The following is a 15650-nucleotide window of genomic DNA, read 5'->3' as shown; positions in this document are numbered from 1 at the left end:
CGGTGATCGTGCCATAACCGTGGGCAGTTGACCGTTTGATCACCATGGACATCTTCCCATGACTTCGTCGAGCGCCGTGCGCCAGAGCTTCCTCCGCTGCCTGGACAACAGCCGGCTGTCCCCCGAGCCGTACAACCATTGGCTGTTGTCCCAGGCCCTGCCGGAGGACGCGGCCGACGGCATCGCGGCCCTGCCCTGGGCGCCGCCGACGGTTCAGGAGACCTATGGCAAGCGCGAGACGAACAACGCGTCGCGCACCTACTTCGGCGCGGAGAACCAGGCCAGGCACCCGGTCTGCGCCGCGGTCGCCGAAGCGTTCCAGAGCCGCGACGTCACCGACGCCATCCAGCGCACCTGCGGCGTGGACCTGTCCGGCACGTCGCTGCGCATCGAATACTGCCAGGACACCGACGGCTTCTGGCTGGAACCGCACACCGACATCGGCGTCAAGAAATACACGATGCTGATTTATCTCTCGAAGGGACCGGACTGCGAGGATTGGGGCACCGACGTGTTGGACGAGACGAAGACCATCGTCGCCCGCGCGCCCTACGCCTTCAACGAAGGGTTGATCTTCATCCCGGGCACCAACACGTGGCACGGCTTCGCCAAGCGCCCGATCAACGGCGTGCGCAAGTCGATCATCGTGAACTACGTCGGCCCGGAATGGCGCGCCCGCCACGAACTGGCCTTCCCCGACGCGCCCATCACCTGATTGCCCGTTCTGGAGAACCCTGCCATGTCCATGCTCGATCTGGACAAGTTCCGGGCCACCCCGCTGCAGCACGATCCGTTCGACTTCCTCTGCGTTCCGGGCTTCGTGAAGAAGGAGCATCTGGAGGCGCTGCACCGCGACTATCCCAAGGTCGACAAGCCGGGATCCATCCCGCTCGGCGTCTTCCCGCAGGGGCCGACCTTCGACGCGCTGATCGAGGAGCTGAAGGGCACGGAGGTCTGCAAGGCCTTCTCGGAGAAGTTCGGCATCGACCTGTCGAAGTACCCGACCATGTTCACCGCCCGCGGCATGTGCCGGCCGACCGACGGCAAGATCCACCCGGACTCGGCCAGCAAGATCGTCACCGTGCTGCTCTACATGAACCCGCCGTGGGAGGCCTCGGGCGGCCGGCTGCGCGTCCTGCGCTCGCAGGACCTGGAGGACTACGCCGCGGAGGTCCCGCCGGACGAAGGCACGCTGATGTGCTTCCGCCGGTCCGACACCTCCTGGCACGGCCACTACCCCTTCGAGGGCCAGCGCCGCGCCGTGCAGATGAACTGGGTGAAGAACAGCGTCTACATCTGGCACGAGCAATGGCGCCACCGCGTCGGCGCCTGGGCCAAGAACACGCTGGGCATCGAGCAGAAGAGCTACTGAGCCGGGCGAACCCGTGAAGGTGAAGGGCCGTCCCGCGCAGGTCGGTCTTTTTCGTTGCCTGTTCCGCTGAAAGAACACCGTTGCCATCCCGGCTCATACACATCACCATACACACGCAACAGCGAGGTGGTGCATGAGCCATATGCGGAGAACCAGCGCCGGCTACGACGTCACCGCGTCCAAGAAGCGCATCAACATCACCCTCAACGAGGATCTGCTGCACGCCGCCCAGTCCCACACCGACAATCTGTCCGGCACCATCGAGGCGCTGCTGGCCGACTGGCTGCAGGCGGAACGGCGGAAGCGGGACGAGGATCGGGAACACCGCGCAAAAGTGGCCGCGGCCTGGAGGGAGTTCGACGAACGGTGCGGGCGGTTTGCCGACGAGTGGAACCAGGATTACATGCCGGACGGCGACGGCCGCTGATGGCGCAGTTCGACGTACACCGCAATCCGGGCCGCACCCGGGGCGCGATCCCCTACCTTCTGGTCGTGCAAAGCAACCGTTGGGAGGACACGACGGATCGCGTCGTCGTCCCCCTGGTGCTGGCCAGCGAGGTTCGATACCGCGACAAGCTGCTGAATCCGGAGTTCGTCGTTGAAGGAACCGGGGTGATCATGAACCCGCTGCAGACCGCAACCGTTCCGGCGAGGGTGCTCGGCCCGCCGGTCGCCAGCCTGGATCGCGAGCACATCCAGGTCATCGCGGCGCTTGACGCGCTGATCGCCCAGGGCCGGTGACAGCGGGGCAGGACAGCAGGGCCTTTCCTCCGAAGAAACAGTGAGAAAAATCGACGCTTCGCCCCCGGAATCCCGCTTTTCCCACGGGGTTGCTCGGACAATTCGCTGTTGCACCCATAATCGAACGGCTATAACCCGTCCGTTCTGTTCTCTCATCGCGTGCGTCCCATGCCTCTTCGGATCGAGACCTTTTCGAACGTCACCGGCGGTTCCAGCTTCTTCAAGGCGGTCGGCCATCCCCTGGCCGCGCCCAAGGCGGCGGCGCTCGTGGCCCGGCTGGCGGCCGGCGGACCGGTGGCCGTCTACGACCCGCTGGGGCTGGCGCGCGGGCTGGCGGAGTTCTACGACCTGTCCGGCATCCCGGTCCGCGGCGTGTTCGTCCAGGACGTCGACGCCGTGGGGACGGAAGTGTTCGGACACGCCGCCCAGCCGGTGACCGACCTGCCTTCGAGCGGTGCGGCGACCCTGTTCATCGTGGCCTTCGACAGCCAGCGGCTGGAGGGGCACATCGCCCACCTGATCCCGGCCGGCATGCGGGTCGTCTCGCTGGACGACATGCGCATCCCCGAGGACATGCTGACCGATTCCGCCCATTACCTGTCGAAGTTCAACTGGGCGACCAACTTCGCCTGGCTGCGCGACGAGAGGGGCCAGCACACGCGCGTCGTCTCCGCCAACTACTGGTCCAACTACGGCGCCAAGGCCGCGCGGCTGTGGGCACGCCTGCTGGACGCGGACGGCGCCACGCTGGCCGAGTGGATGGAGCCGATGCCGCCGGCCAACGGCACGGTGGTGATCGACAGCCGCACCGTGCGCGCCCGCTTCGGCCTGGGCGACTTCTGCGGCTCCCTGTTCCTGCACATCATCGGCGCGGCCGGCCACGACGTGGTGAAGTACGCGCTGGACACCTATGGCGACAGCCCGGCCGAGCTGTCCTGCACCCACGACGCCAACGCCTGGCCGGCCGAGTTCTACGCCGGCCTGCCCGCCCCGAAGGAGGACGAGCGCGTCCTGCTGTGGGTGCAGAACAGCCATCCCACCCCCATCCCGGCCGGCGCCGTCGGGCTGAACCTGATGGGCACCAATGAGGTCTGCCGGCTCGACCGGACGGTCGGCCCCTTCGCCACCGTCGCCATCGACACGCGCGACCTGTTCCCCGGCGCGCGCTGGCCGCAGCAGTTCGAGGTGCAGGCCGGCAAGCATTTCGTACGCCCGCGCTACGAGGTGGTCTCCACCAATGGCCGCCGCCGCATCGCCCACGCCAACGTGGAGCGCACCGACCTGAAGCCCGACCCGAAGCTGCCGACTCTCACCGGCGGCCTTCTGGGCAAGGGCCACATCCTGCCGGCCCCGCTGCTGCCGCCGGACCGCTGGCGCACCATCCTGCTGCCCACCCCGATGAGCACCGGGCAGCAGACCCTGCCCGTGCAGGCGGTCGTCTACGACGCCCGGGGGCAGGAGGTCGCCCGCCACCGCTTCGGCGCCCTGAAGCGCTCCGACAGCGTGGCGCTGGACGTCACCGGGCTCATTTCAGAATATTTGGCCTCCGGTGCCAGCTTCCCGGAGGGCTGGGGCCATGTGGAGCTGCTCTACGACTTCGAGGCCGGTCAGGAGGCCGACGGCTGGCTGCACGCGCTGGTCCGCTACGAGGACCTGCGCAGCGGCCACATCGCGGAAACCAGCTTCGGCAGCCACATCTTCAACACGGCGCTGACCTACCGGGACGAGCCGCAGAGCTACCACGGCCACCCCCCGGGCCTGTCGACCCGCCTGTTCCTGCGGGTGGGGACGGCGCCCTGGGACACCTTCTGCCACCTGATCTACCCGGCCTCCACCCCCTGGCACCCCACGTCGGACACGCAGCTGGTGCTGACCCGGCGCGACGGCGTCGAGATCGTGCGGCGGCGGATCGCCATCCCCTGCGGCGGGTCGCACCATTTCCGCACCCGCGACACCTTCACCGAGGCCGAGCGCTTGGCCGCGGGCGACCACGCCTATGTGCTGATCCGCGACACGACCTGCCGCCTGTTCGGCTATCATGGCTGCCTCGCCGGCAGCGCCGATGACGGAGCGTTCAGCCTCGACCATATGTTCGGCTTCTAATCAAGAGATTCTGACGGACAGAGCGATGCCCACCACCCATCACACCAAAGTCCTCATCATCGGCGCCGGCCCGGCCGGCTACACGGCGGCCATCTACGCGGCGCGCGCGAACCTGCAGCCGCTCATGGTCCAGGGGATGCAGCCGGGCGGGCAGCTCATGATCACGACGGACGTCGAGAACTATCCCGGCTTCGCCGATCCCATCCAGGGCCCCTGGCTGATGGAGCAGATGCAGAAGCAGGCGGAGCATGTCGGGACCAAGATGGTCTTCGACCTGATCGTCGACGTGGACTTCACCCAGCGCCCCTTCGTCGCCAAGGGCGACTCGGGCGACACCTACACCGCCGACAGCGTCATCATCGCCACCGGCGCCCAGGCCCGCTGGCTCGGCATCTCCAGCGAGGAGATCTACCGCGGCTTCGGCGTGTCGGCCTGCGCCACCTGCGACGGCTTCTTCTTCCGCGGCAAGGAGATCGCCGTGATCGGCGGCGGCAACTCGGCCGTGGAGGAGGCGCTGTACCTGACCAACCACGCCTCCAAGGTCACGGTCATCCACCGCCGCGACAGCTTCCGGGCGGAGCGGATCATGCAGGACCGCCTGTTCCGCAACCCGAAGGTCGAGGTGGTCTGGGACAGCGTGGTGGAGGAGATCGTCGGCGAGGGCGACGGGTCCATGGGCAACCCGCGCGGCGTCACCGGCGTGCGCATCAAGAACGTGAAGACCGGCGAGGAGCGCGTGATCCCCGTGGCCGGCGTCTTCGTCGCCATCGGCCACGAGCCGGCCACGGCCGTCTTCAAGGGCAAGGTCAAGATGGACGAGGCGGGCTACATCCTCACCGCGCCCGACTCGACCGCCACGGACATCCCCGGCGTCTTCGCCGCCGGCGACGTGAAGGACAAGGTCTTCCGCCAGGCGGTCACCGCCGCCGGCATGGGCTGCATGGCCGCGCTGGAGGCCGAACGCTGGCTTGCCCACCACGAACCCGCGGCCGGCGCCCACGGCGACCCGAGCCCGGTGTCGACGTGGTAAACTTCTGATCTGGAAGGGTTTTTACCACAGAGACACAAAGACACAGAGGATCGAGGCCTCCGGGTGGGAGTCTCTGTGTCCTCTGTGTCTCTGTGGTGAATCCCCCTACCGCCTCATTCGCCAGCCATCCACGCTGTACCGCCCCGCCCCGGCGGCGATCAGGCCGAAGAAGCCGCCGATGATGGCGACGTTCTTCATGAACTGGATCTTCTGCATCCCCGCGGCCTCGGGCGGAACCGCCCAGTAGCGGTGGGCGATCAGCGTCGCCATGATGGTGAAGACGATCACCGCCGCGGCGGCCAGGCGGGTCCAGGCGCCCAGCACCACCGCCAGCCCGCCGAAGAACTCCACGCAGCCGCCGATGGCGGCCAGAAGCATCGGGGCGGGAAGCCCCTGGGATCCCAAATTGCCGGCGAAACCGCCGAGATTCGTCAGCTTGCCGAAGCCGCTCTCCACGAAGATCGCCCCGATCAGGATCCGGGCGACCAGCAGCAGCAAATCCTGGCTGCCGAGCGCCGTCCGGTCGACCCAGCCGAGCCGCTCCGCCCCGGGCCCAACACCCCGCGTCCTGTCGTAATCGTAGGAAGAAGCCATAACGCCTGCCTCCGCGTCGATGAACTTTCGCCTACGAACTGTGTACGGACGTCGCCGATTTCAGCGGGTGGCCGAAATGAAAATGGGGGCACCGTCCACGGACGATGCCCCCATTCCCTCACTTAAGAACACGAAAACCGGCCTATTCGAGCATGCTGCGCAGCATCCAGGCGGTCTTCTCGTGGATCTGCAGGCGCTGGGTCAGCAGGTCGGCGGTCGGCTGGTCGTTGGCCTGCTCGGCGGTCGGGAAGACCTGCCGGGCGGTGCGGGCGACGGCCTCGTGGCCCTCGACCAGCTGCCGGATCATCTCCTGCGCCTTCGGCACGCCCTGCTCCTCGCCGATGGAGGCGAGCTTGGAGAACTGCGAGAAGCTGCCCGGCGCCGGGTAGCCCAGCGCGCGGATGCGCTCCGCCACCTCGTCCAGCGCGGTCCACAGCTCCGTGTACTGCGTCATGAACATGGTGTGGAGCGTGTTGAACATCGGCCCGGTGACGTTCCAGTGGAAGGAGTGCGTCTTCAGGTACAGCGCAAAGGTGTCCGCGAGAACGCGGTTCAGCCCCTCGGCGATGGCCTTGCGGTCGCCTTCCGCGATTCCGATGTCGATCTGCATGTTCCGAACCCTCCGTCCGATCGTTTTTCCGTTTCGGCTTGCCTGGGATGATAGGCGTGGCCGCGCACTGGGTAAAGCCTGAAATTAGAATCGTTCTAATATCTGCCCGGCGCAATCCCGACAGGTCGGGCCGGCGTGCGGCGCCGGCCCGATCGGACAATTTAGGCCCACATTCCAGAGATCAAGGCCGGGGCAGTACGGCTTACTGGTAGACGCCGACGTAGGCGACGAGATCCTGGTCCGGCACGCGCTTCACGTAGGTGACCTTCGGCTCGATCCGGTTGGTGGCGGGGTTGAGCCAGCGGTATTCGACCCAGCCCTCGCCGTCCCGCCGCGCGATGGCCAGGATCTCCTGGACGATGAGCTTGCCGTCCGGATCTGCCACGCCGCTGACGTTCAGCCCGACCCGGACGGGCCGCGGCGGGTAGACCTTCCACACGCCGTCGAAATCGATGACGTTGACGTAGATCTCGCCCTGCTTGAACTCGCCGTCGGCGTTGAAGGCCTTGGCGGCCTCGTTCAGCCCCCGGGCGGCGATCAGGGCCGCGGCCTTCAGCGTGATCGCCTTGGCGTCCTCCCGCGTCGGCTTCGCCTCCTGCTCTCCGGTCGGCTTCGCCTCCTGGTCTCCGTTCGGCTTCGCCTCCTGGGCGAAACCGGACGACGGCAGGCACCCAACCGCTGCGGCGATCCCACCCGCGACGAGCAGGCCGACGATCAGGACGCGGATGAGCGTGCGCATGGCATGGTCCCCGAAGATGCGGTCGTTTCCCGGTCCCCTTCCGCGCGAATTCCGCGGCGCGCAAGGGATGCTTTCCCGGGCGCGTTATAGCCGGAGAGTTGCATGGGGCGGACTGTCGCATTTTGTCCCTGACCCGAGCCGTTCCCGCAGCGCAATGAAGACGTCGGCCTGACCGACCGGTAAAAGTCGAGCGGTCAGAAACACATAGACGTGTCCAAAAGAGTTGGCGCGTAAGCGTACGAATATTATGCGGCCTATTGCCGCAACGGCCGGACCGCGCCACACTGTCTCCCGACGTCCCGGGACGAAAAAGGCCAGCCCATGGAAACGGAGCCGGCCGGCCCGGACCGCACTTGGGAGGAAAAGAACGCATGCGCATCGCAGTCATGGGTGCGGGCGCGGTCGGCGGTTATTTCGGTGCCCGCATGGCGGCCCTGGGGGCGCTGCCGGAGGCCACACCGGGAACCCGGGGCAACGACGTGGAGGTTCACTTCGTCGCCCGCGGCCGCCATCTGCAAGCCATCCGCACCAACGGTCTCCGCATCGACAGCCACGCCAGCCCGCTGCACCTCACCGCCATCCGGGCCACCGACGACCCGGCGGAGATCGGCCCCGTGGACATCGTCCTGTTCGCGGTCAAGCTGTGGGACACCGAATCCGCGGCGGAAGCCTGCCGGCCCCTTCTGAAGCCGGGCACCCTGGTCATCTCGTTGCAGAACGGCGTCACCGGGATCGACACCCTGTGCCGCGTGCTGGGCGAGGAGCATGTCGGCGGCGGCGTGGCCCACATCGCCGCGACCATCGCGGAACCGGGCGTCATTCGCCACACCGGCGCGCTCGCCCGCATCACCTACGGGGAGCTGAACGGCCGCGTCACCCCCCGCGTCGCCGCCTTCCACGAGATCGCGGCGCGCGCCGGGTTCGAGGCCAAGCTCTCGGATTCGATCCTGCGGGCGATCTGGGAGAAGTTCGCCTTTCTGGCGCCCTTCAGCGGCGTCACCGCCCTGACCCGCCAGCCGGCCGGGGTGATCCGCCGCGTCCCCGACACGCGGGCGCTGTTCCTGGACGCGGTGGCGGAGGTCGCCCGGCTGGCCCGCGCCCACGACGTGGACCTGGGAACCGACATCGTGACGCGGATCGAGGCGCTGCTGTCCGGCCTGGTGCCGGAAATGAAATCCTCCATGCTCAACGACCTGGAGCGCGGGGGACGGCTGGAGCTGCCCTGGCTGTCCGGCGCGGTGGTGCGCCTGGCGGCGGAGGTGGGAGTGCCCACGCCCGTCCACAGGGTGATCGCGGCGGCCTTGGCGCCCTACGCCGACGGACCGCCCTGACGAGCTTCGCGGAGGGGGCGGCGTGACGACATGCCGCCCCTTTTTTCCATCGACAGGCCCCGGCCACGGGTGGACCATCTTACGGAAAGGGCATCGGGAAAAGGGGTTCACCGAAAAGGCTTCAAGCAAACACGCCATACGGAACACCGTTACGGGAGGTGTGCATGCCCCATACACAGATCCAGACGGCCCGCTGCGCCGCGCTGGTCGGTCCGTACCTCAGCGGCAAGACATCGCTTCTGGAAAGCCTGCTGTTCGCGGCCGGCGCCACCACGCGCAAAGGCAGCGTGCGGGACGGCAACACGGTCGGCGACAGCTGCGCCGAGGCGAAGGCCCGGCAGATGAGCGTCGAGGTCAACGTCGCGTCCTTCGAGTATCTGGGCGAGCGCTGGAACATCCTCGACTGTCCGGGCTCGGTGGAGCTGGTCTGCGAGACGCAGAACGCCCTGATGGCCGCCGACCTCGCCGTGATCGTGGCGGAAGCCGCCCCGGAAAAGGCCGTCCTCCTCGCCCCGCTGTTCAAGTTCCTGGACGAGAACGCGATCCCGCACCTGCTGTTCATCAACAAGGTCGACGCGCTGGGGGATCTCCGCGTGCGCGACGTGGTGCAGGCCTACCAGGCGGTGTCGGGGCGCAAGCTGGTGCTGCGCGAGGTGCCGATCCGCGAGGGCGGCAAGATCACCGGCTTCGTCGACCTGGTCAGCGAGCGCGCCTGGCATTTCAACCCGCACAAGCCCTCCGACCTCGTCCAGATTCCCGACAGCCTGAAGGACCGCGAGCACGAGGCCCGGCAGGAGATGCTGGAGGCCGTCGCCGACTATGACGACGCGCTTCTGGAAAAGCTGCTGGAGGACGTGGCGCCCGAGACGCAGGAGGTCTACGACCGCCTCGCCAAGGAGCTGGCCGACGACCTGATCGTCCCGGTCTTCTTCGGCTCCGCCGAGAACGACAACGGCATCCGCCGCCTGCTGAAGGCCCTGCGCCACGAGGGGCCTGAGGTCGCGGTGACCGCGGAACGGCGCAACGTGCCGGCCGACGCCGCGGTCGCCGCGCAGGTGGTCAAAACGCTGAACGGCTCGCACGCCGGCAAGCTCAGCGTCGTGCGCGTCTGGCGCGGCACCGTCACCGACGGCATGACGCTGGGCGGGGAGCGCGTGTCCGGCATCTTCCGCGTGAACGGCCACGCCCACGACAAGCTGTCCGCCGCCGGCGTCGGCGACGTGGTCGCGCTGGGCCGGCTGGAGAAGGCGGCGACCGGCGACCTGCTGACCGACAAGGGCAACCAGGGCAAGCCGGAGCTGTGGCCGGAGGCGCCGCCGCCGGTCTTCGGGCTCGCCCTGCACGCCCAGAACCGCAACGACGAGGTGAAGCTGACCGCCGCCATCCAGAAGCTGGTCGAGGAGGACCCCGCCCTGCGGCTGGAGCAGTCCACCGACACGGGCGAGCTGGTGCTGTGGGGCCAGGGCGACATCCACCTGCAGATCGCCATGGACCGGCTGCGCAACAAGTTCAACGTCTCGGTCAAGGGCGTGCCCCCGCAGGTGCCCTACAAGGAGACGATCCGCAAGGGGGCCAGCCACCACGCCCGCTACAAGCGGCAGACCGGCGGCCACGGCCAGTTCGCCGACATCCATGTGGAGGTCAAGCCGCTGCCGCGCGGGTCCGGCTTCCAGTTCGAGGACGCCATCGTCGGCGGCGTCGTGCCGCGCCAGTTCATCCCGGCGGTGGAGGCCGGCGTGCGCGACTACTCCGTCCGCGGTCCGCTGGGCTTCCCGGTGGTGGATTTCGCGGTGCGGCTGACCGGCGGGCAGTTCCACGCAGTGGACAGCTCCGAAATGGCCTTCAAGACGGTGGCGCGCCAGGCGATGACGGAGGCCCTGCCCGGCTGCGAGCCGGTGCTGCTGGAACCCATCCTCACCGTGTCCATCGCCGTGCCCAGCGACTTCACGTCCAAGGTGCAGCGGCTGATCAGCGGCCGGCGCGGCCAGATCCTGGGCTACGACGCACGCCCCGGCTGGCAGGGCTGGGACGAGGTGAAGGCCTACCTGCCCCAGGCGGAGATCCACGACCTGATCGTCGAACTGCGCTCCCTCTCGCTCGGCGTCGGCACCTTCACCTGGAGCTTCGAGCGCTTGCAGGAACTGACGGGCAAGGCCGCCGATAAGGCGGTGGAGATCAGGAAGGAGGCGCTGGCCGCGCAGTAGGGCGGCGGAGGTTTATCCGGGCCCCGCCCCCGATCCGCCGGATGCCCAAACGAAAAGGGCCGGAGGCATTGCCTCCGGCCCTTTCGCATTCATGTCCGCGCGATCAATCGCGCAGGTTGGCGCAGGCCCGCTGGATGCGGCGGCAGGCTTCCTCCAGCGCTTCCGTGCTGGTGGCGTAGGAGATGCGGAAGTGCGGGGCGAGGCCGAAGGCCGAACCCTGGACGACCGCGACGCCTTCCGACTCCAGCAGGTAGGTGACGAAGTCCTCGTCGGTCTCGATCACCTTGCCGTCCGGGGTCTTCTTGCCGATGGTGCCGGCGCAGGACGGGTAGACGTAGAAAGCGCCTTCCGGCTTCGGGCACTGGATGCCGGTGGCCTGGTTCAGCATCGACACGACGAGGTCGCGGCGCTGACGGAACACCTCGGCGCGCTCCTTGATGAAGTCCTGCGGGCCGTTCAGCGCCTCGACGGCGGCGGCCTGGGAGATCGAGGTCGGGTTGGAGGTCGACTGGCTCTGGATCACGCCCATCGCCTTGATGAGATCCTTCGGGCCGCCGGCGTAGCCGATGCGCCAGCCGGTCATCGAATAGGACTTCGACACGCCGTTGACCGTCAGGGTGCGGTCATACAGCTTCGGCTCCACCTGCGCCGGGGTAACGAAGGCCAGGCCGTCGTACAGCAGGTGCTCGTACATGTCGTCGGTCATGATCCAGACGTGCGGGTGCTTCACCAGCACGTCGGTCAGGGCCTTCATCTCGTCGTGGGTGTAGGCGGCGCCCGACGGGTTGGAGGGCGAGTTCAGGATCAGCCACTTGGTCTTCGGCGTGATCGCCTTCTCCAGGTCGGCCGCCTGCAGCTTGAAGCCCTGCTCGGCCGGGCAGGAGACGAACACCGGCGTGCCCTCGGCCAGTTCCACCATGTCCGGGTAGGACACCCAGTAGGGGGCGGGGATGATCACCTCGTCGCCGGGGTTCAGCGAGGCCATCAGGGCGTTGTACAGCACCTGCTTGCCGCCGACGCCGACGGAGATCTGGTCGGCCGTGTACTTCAGGCCGTTCTCGCGCTCGAACTTGGCGCAGATGGCCTTCTTCAGCGCGGGCGTGCCGTCCACGGCGGTGTACTTGGTGTCGCCGCTCTCGATCGCCTTGATGGCGGCGGCCTTGATGTTGTCGGGGGTATCGAAGTCCGGCTCGCCGGCGCCAAGGCCGATGACGTCGCGACCGGCCGCTTTCAGCTCGCGGGCTTTGTTGGTCACGGCGATGGTCGGCGACGGCTTGATGCGCGACAGACGGGACGCGATGATCGACATGGCGGGTGAACCCCCTGGAACAATGGTGGTGGAAATGGGGTGGTGGAACTGGGCCGTTTTGACGCGACGCGGGACCTTACTTCCCCCTCCACCGGCTTGCAAGCCGCTCCCTGGGCCGTTCGCGCGCTTTCCTGAAACGGACACCGCGGGCGAAGCGCGGGCGCCACACCTCACCTCCGGCAACGGCAGGTCGTCTCTTGACAGCGCGATCAACCCCATGAGTATGTCGGGCTGGAGACATCAACAATCCGACATCTGGAGGATCCCATGTTCACCCGCATCACCCTGGCCGCCGTGGCGGCGGCCCTGCTGCTCGCCAGCGGTTCGGCGATGGCCCCGGCGATGGCCCAGGACTCGATCAAGGCCCGCAAGGACGGCTTCGAGTCCACCAAGAAGGCCATGGCCGAGATCAAGGACCTGCTGTCGGGCGACAAGGTGGCCCCGGTCGGCGCCGTGGCGCAGCGCGTCGGCGCCTTCGCCGGCCAGCTTCCGACCCTGTTCCCGGCCGGCAGCGACAAGGGCGACACCAAGGCCAAGAGCGAGATCTGGGCGAACTTCGGCGACTTCTCGGAGAAGGCCAAGAATTTCGAGACCGCCGCCAAGGCCCTGGAAGCGACCGCCGCGACCGGCGACAAGGCCGCCACGGCCAAGCAGTTCGCCGCGCTGGGTGGCGCCTGCAAGGCCTGCCACGAACGGTACCGCGCCGACTGACGGCCAACCCACAGCCGTCTGGTTTTCACCACCAAGGCACCAAGACACCAAGAATCCCGCACCCGGCACGCCGTGGTTTCTTGGTGCCTTGGTGTCTTGGTGGTTCCCCTTGCTTCGAAGGGCGGATCACCCCGCCTGCACGACGGCCACCACCACCCCCGCTGCCGCGGCCAGCACGGCCAGCGCCACGGCCGCCGGGGTGCGCTTGGGCGATTCGACCTCGATGCCCGCCGGGATCGCCTTGCGCCCGGTGACCATCGGCCGGATCAGGTTCTCCTTCTTCACCAGCAGATAGGCCAGGACGGCCAGCACATGCACGCCGATGAGGATTAGGATCCCGTCGGACAGCAGCCGGTGCACCGTGCTGTAGGCCTTTACCGTGGCCGACGCCGCGATCGGCACCAGGGGCCCGTCCACCAGGATGTCGTCGGAGGTGAAGAGGCCGCTGACCGCCTGGGTCGTCAGCGCGGCCAGGAGCAGCAGCACCATCAGCCCGCCCATCGGGTTGTGCCCCAGCACCGGATGGGGGACCGGGCCGGGCCTGCCCGGGCGGACCAGCCCGACGGCGTAGTCCAGCACCGCGCGCGGTCCCTTCACGAAATCGCTGAACCGCGCCGTCTGACTGCCGACCACCCCCCAGGCCAGCCGGAACAGGAGGAGCGCCAGGATCGTCTCCCCCGCCAGCATGTGGATCGTCATGCGGTCGAGCTTCGCCGAAACGATCGCAACCGTCACCAGAAGGACCAGCCCCCAATGAAACAAGCGGGTGGGCAAGTCCCAGACGGCCACGTCGCGCTCAGCGCTCCCCCGATTTGTGGTATTACCACCAGCCATGAATGAGCCCTCGCTTGTTGTGTTCTTGCCTTGTTTATGCCCGATTTGAAGGCGTTTGGCCTGCATTTCGGACGAAAAGCAGCTGTGCGGTGCGGACAAGGCGTCACAGCTCTGTCATTGCACTTGAAGGACAGGGCGTGTGGCGGATATGACGTAGCGAAAATCCAGCCCAAAAGGATCGCAGCGTCATGCCCGACAAGCAGCAGCTCCTCCACCTCGTGTTCGGCGGCGAACTCGTCCGCCCCGACTCCGACCAGTTCGTCGACCCGACCAAGGTCCACATCGTCGGCATTTTCCCGAATTACGACGAGGCCTACAAGGCGTGGCGCGGCGCCACCGGCGCCACCATCGATGACGCCCACACCCGTTACTTCATCGTGCACCTGCACCGCCTGATGGATCCGGCGGCCGACGGCCACAAGCACGACTGATCCCGGACACGGCCGCCGGAACCAGCGCAGGGGATGTCCCCTCGCCGGTTCCGGCGTGCTGGAACCCCCACGCCTCCGGCGCGTTGAGCCGAACGATGGCGATCTTCTTCACCAGCGACACGCATTTTGGCCATACCGGCGCGCTCAGCCGCTTCCGCCGTCCCTTTGCGTCGGTGGCGGAGATGGACGAGGCCATGGTGGCGAACTGGAACGCCACGGTCGGCCCGGACGACGAGATCTGGCACCTCGGCGACTTCGCCCTGCGCATGGGGCCCGACGCCATGGCGTCCCTGCTGGACCGTCTGAACGGCACCAAGCATCTGATCACCGGCAACAACGACGGCCCCGCCACCCTGCGGCTGCCCGGCTGGGCCAGCGTGCAGGCCTACACCGAGATGGTGCTCGACGAGACGCGCCTGGTGATGTGCCACTACGCCTTCCGCACCTGGAACGCGATGTACAAGGGCGCCCTGAACCTGCATGGCCACAGCCACGGCCAGCTGAAGGGCATGCCCCGCCAGTTCGACGTCGGCGTCGACGTCTGGAACTTCCGCCCGGTCACCCTGCCGGAGATCGTCGCCTCGCGGCAGCGGAAGAAGAAGGACCAGGATCTCCCCCTGTAACCGCGTCGGCCGCGGCCCTAACCAGGGGCGCCTCGGCGCACATCGACCCGGCCAACAACGGCACCTTCCAGGAGGAACCGTGGCCCGGGGCCCATCGTCCATGTGCGGAATGATTTGGAAGGCGCTAAGCGCTTGGAAGGATTGGAGCGGGTGAAGGGAATCGAACCCTCGTCGTAAGCTTGGGAATCTTAACCTATGGTTGTATAACACAACCGGAGGCCGAAAGCGCAATGCCAACAATGGCTTGTGAAGGCACCCCGGTGCATGTAAAACCCGACACCGTGCCCCAATTCGTCCCAATTCGTCCCAACCGAGACGCCCAGCTCCGTCCCCGCGACGGTGTGCGGGACTGGAAAACGAATCCCGGCACAGCACAGGCCGAATCAGGAGCGCCGTCCCGGTACACCGTAGTCACGCGCCGTCGACCGGTGCGCGCACCGTCCCCAATCGTCCAGCATCCGGCGCTGCCCCATTCTCAGCGCGACCGCGACGGTGGACACGGCACCGGCGTCACGGCACCGCTGCGCGCCAGCGTCCAATCACGAGTGATGGACCGGGATTGGCCTTCCAGACATCTCTCATCGGCTGGGCAATCGGAAGAAGCCGTTTCCCATCGCGCGGTGTGGCCACCGTGTTCGATCAAGAAAATCCGTGGGCCGGGAGTGCTCCGGGTCGAGGCTCGCGCAGACGTTAGCACTGCCCTAGTAGACAGGCGTCGACGTCTGAGGTTCGCACGGCGCGTCATCGCATGGACGCAAACGAGGAGCAGACGTCATAGCTTACCAGCGCGTCGAGGTTCTGACGGGGACGGAACGGCGGCGAAACTACACGCTGACGGAAACGGTGAGGATGGTCGAGGAGGCGATCCGCCCCGACGCGGTGGTGACGGAGGCGGCCCCCGGCTGGGCGTGCATGAGAGCCAGTTGTGCCGGTGGCAGGGGCTGATGAAGCCCACCGAGACTGCCGTGGCCGAACCGTCCAACTTCGTCGCGATGACCATTACGCCGGCGTCGATTGC

At 67.5% G+C, this 15650-nt stretch carries 16 protein-coding genes; 11 read left to right on the top strand and 5 right to left on the bottom strand.

The annotated features are described in order from the left end of the window. Positions 1–58 precede the first annotated feature (58 nt). From J2851_RS24355 to trxB, 6 genes are all read left to right on the top strand, one after another. Positions 59–715, top strand: a complete 657-nt coding sequence (locus J2851_RS24355) for a 2OG-Fe(II) oxygenase (RefSeq protein WP_209769511.1) — start codon at positions 59–61, stop codon at positions 713–715. Positions 716–739: 24 nt separating this feature from the next. Then, a complete protein-coding gene (locus J2851_RS24350; protein ID WP_209769510.1) occupies positions 740–1372 on the top strand; it encodes a 2OG-Fe(II) oxygenase in 633 nt (210 codons plus the stop codon). A gap of 142 nt (positions 1373–1514) precedes the next feature. Continuing rightward, on the top strand, positions 1515–1799 hold the full coding sequence (locus J2851_RS24345; RefSeq protein ID WP_209769509.1) for a type II toxin-antitoxin system CcdA family antitoxin: 285 nt from the start codon (positions 1515–1517) through the stop codon (positions 1797–1799). Continuing rightward, positions 1799–2113 carry a CcdB family protein gene (locus J2851_RS24340; RefSeq protein ID WP_209769508.1) on the top strand — a complete coding sequence of 105 codons (315 nt, stop codon included), beginning with the start codon at positions 1799–1801 and terminating at the stop codon, positions 2111–2113. The genes J2851_RS24345 and J2851_RS24340 overlap by 1 nt, the downstream gene beginning before the upstream one ends. Before the next feature lie 168 nt (positions 2114–2281). Next, positions 2282–4216 (top strand): hypothetical protein, encoded by a 1935-nt coding sequence (locus J2851_RS24335; RefSeq protein WP_209769507.1) that lies wholly within the window; start codon positions 2282–2284, stop codon positions 4214–4216. A gap of 25 nt (positions 4217–4241) precedes the next feature. Beyond that, positions 4242–5246 (top strand): thioredoxin-disulfide reductase, encoded by a 1005-nt coding sequence (trxB, locus tag J2851_RS24330; RefSeq protein WP_209769506.1) that lies wholly within the window; start codon positions 4242–4244, stop codon positions 5244–5246. Positions 5247–5351: 105 nt separating this feature from the next. On the opposite strand, the gene J2851_RS24325 is transcribed toward trxB, so the two are convergent. The 3 genes from J2851_RS24325 to J2851_RS24315 all read right to left on the bottom strand — a co-directional run bounded on the left by J2851_RS24325 (position 5352) and on the right by J2851_RS24315 (position 7189). Beyond that, positions 5352–5840 carry a DoxX family protein gene (locus J2851_RS24325; protein WP_209769505.1) on the bottom strand — a complete coding sequence of 163 codons (489 nt, stop codon included), beginning with the start codon at positions 5838–5840 and terminating at the stop codon, positions 5352–5354. 142 nt (positions 5841–5982) lie between these two features. Next, positions 5983–6450, bottom strand: coding sequence for a Dps family protein (locus J2851_RS24320; protein ID WP_209769503.1), 468 nt, complete (start codon positions 6448–6450; stop codon positions 5983–5985). A gap of 202 nt (positions 6451–6652) precedes the next feature. Beyond that, the gene (locus tag J2851_RS24315; protein ID WP_209769502.1) at positions 6653–7189 is read right to left on the bottom strand and encodes a cache domain-containing protein; all 537 of its coding nucleotides are present in this window, start codon (positions 7187–7189) and stop codon (positions 6653–6655) included. Positions 7190–7560: 371 nt separating this feature from the next. Between J2851_RS24315 and J2851_RS24310 the strand changes: the two genes are divergently transcribed. Then, the gene (locus tag J2851_RS24310) at positions 7561–8520 is read left to right on the top strand and encodes a ketopantoate reductase family protein (RefSeq protein ID WP_209769501.1); all 960 of its coding nucleotides are present in this window, start codon (positions 7561–7563) and stop codon (positions 8518–8520) included. Positions 8521–8684: 164 nt separating this feature from the next. Further along, the gene (locus J2851_RS24305) at positions 8685–10724 is read left to right on the top strand and encodes an elongation factor G (RefSeq protein WP_209769500.1); all 2040 of its coding nucleotides are present in this window, start codon (positions 8685–8687) and stop codon (positions 10722–10724) included. A 103-nt stretch (positions 10725–10827) separates the two neighbouring features. Here the strand turns inward: J2851_RS24305 and J2851_RS24300 are convergent, their stop codons facing one another. Then, on the bottom strand, positions 10828–12033 hold the full coding sequence (locus tag J2851_RS24300; RefSeq protein ID WP_209769499.1) for an aspartate transaminase: 1206 nt from the start codon (positions 12031–12033) through the stop codon (positions 10828–10830). 267 nt (positions 12034–12300) lie between these two features. Between J2851_RS24300 and J2851_RS24295 the strand changes: the two genes are divergently transcribed. Next, positions 12301–12744 carry a c-type cytochrome gene (locus J2851_RS24295; protein ID WP_209769498.1) on the top strand — a complete coding sequence of 148 codons (444 nt, stop codon included), beginning with the start codon at positions 12301–12303 and terminating at the stop codon, positions 12742–12744. Positions 12745–12870: 126 nt separating this feature from the next. Here the strand turns inward: J2851_RS24295 and J2851_RS24290 are convergent, their stop codons facing one another. Further along, positions 12871–13578 (bottom strand): cytochrome b/b6 domain-containing protein, encoded by a 708-nt coding sequence (locus tag J2851_RS24290; RefSeq protein WP_209769497.1) that lies wholly within the window; start codon positions 13576–13578, stop codon positions 12871–12873. Positions 13579–13766: 188 nt separating this feature from the next. On the opposite strand from J2851_RS24290, the gene J2851_RS24285 reads away from it, so the two are divergent. Together J2851_RS24285 and J2851_RS24280 are read left to right on the top strand one after the other, a co-directional pair. Then, complete coding sequence (locus J2851_RS24285) at positions 13767–14009, top strand: DUF4170 domain-containing protein (RefSeq protein ID WP_209769496.1); 243 nt, start codon at positions 13767–13769, stop codon at positions 14007–14009. A 95-nt stretch (positions 14010–14104) separates the two neighbouring features. Then, on the top strand, positions 14105–14632 hold the full coding sequence (locus J2851_RS24280) for a metallophosphoesterase family protein (RefSeq protein WP_209769495.1): 528 nt from the start codon (positions 14105–14107) through the stop codon (positions 14630–14632). Positions 14633–15650 lie beyond the last annotated feature (1018 nt).

It is taken from the genome of Azospirillum rugosum (assembly GCF_017876155.1).
Classification (GTDB): domain Bacteria; phylum Pseudomonadota; class Alphaproteobacteria; order Azospirillales; family Azospirillaceae; genus Azospirillum; species Azospirillum rugosum.
The sequence above is the reverse complement of the archived record's forward strand: the minus strand, read 5'-3'. Positions and strand labels throughout refer to the sequence as shown.

Coding starts and splice junctions, on each gene's coding strand:
- J2851_RS24315 (WP_209769502.1), bottom strand. CDS start 7,189: ATGCGCACGCTCATCCGCGTCCTGATCGTCGGCCTGCTCGTCGCGGGT.
- J2851_RS24310 (WP_209769501.1), top strand. CDS start 7,561: ATGCGCATCGCAGTCATGGGTGCGGGCGCGGTCGGCGGTTATTTCGGT.
- J2851_RS24320 (WP_209769503.1), bottom strand. CDS start 6,450: ATGCAGATCGACATCGGAATCGCGGAAGGCGACCGCAAGGCCATCGCC.
- J2851_RS24325 (WP_209769505.1), bottom strand. CDS start 5,840: ATGGCTTCTTCCTACGATTACGACAGGACGCGGGGTGTTGGGCCCGGG.
- trxB (WP_209769506.1), top strand. CDS start 4,242: ATGCCCACCACCCATCACACCAAAGTCCTCATCATCGGCGCCGGCCCG.
- J2851_RS24285 (WP_209769496.1), top strand. CDS start 13,767: ATGCCCGACAAGCAGCAGCTCCTCCACCTCGTGTTCGGCGGCGAACTC.
- J2851_RS24300 (WP_209769499.1), bottom strand. CDS start 12,033: ATGTCGATCATCGCGTCCCGTCTGTCGCGCATCAAGCCGTCGCCGACC.
- J2851_RS24290 (WP_209769497.1), bottom strand. CDS start 13,578: ATGGCTGGTGGTAATACCACAAATCGGGGGAGCGCTGAGCGCGACGTG.
- J2851_RS24305 (WP_209769500.1), top strand. CDS start 8,685: ATGCCCCATACACAGATCCAGACGGCCCGCTGCGCCGCGCTGGTCGGT.
- J2851_RS24355 (WP_209769511.1), top strand. CDS start 59: ATGACTTCGTCGAGCGCCGTGCGCCAGAGCTTCCTCCGCTGCCTGGAC.
- J2851_RS24345 (WP_209769509.1), top strand. CDS start 1,515: ATGCGGAGAACCAGCGCCGGCTACGACGTCACCGCGTCCAAGAAGCGC.
- J2851_RS24335 (WP_209769507.1), top strand. CDS start 2,282: ATGCCTCTTCGGATCGAGACCTTTTCGAACGTCACCGGCGGTTCCAGC.
- J2851_RS24280 (WP_209769495.1), top strand. CDS start 14,105: ATGGCGATCTTCTTCACCAGCGACACGCATTTTGGCCATACCGGCGCG.
- J2851_RS24295 (WP_209769498.1), top strand. CDS start 12,301: ATGTTCACCCGCATCACCCTGGCCGCCGTGGCGGCGGCCCTGCTGCTC.
- J2851_RS24340 (WP_209769508.1), top strand. CDS start 1,799: ATGGCGCAGTTCGACGTACACCGCAATCCGGGCCGCACCCGGGGCGCG.
- J2851_RS24350 (WP_209769510.1), top strand. CDS start 740: ATGTCCATGCTCGATCTGGACAAGTTCCGGGCCACCCCGCTGCAGCAC.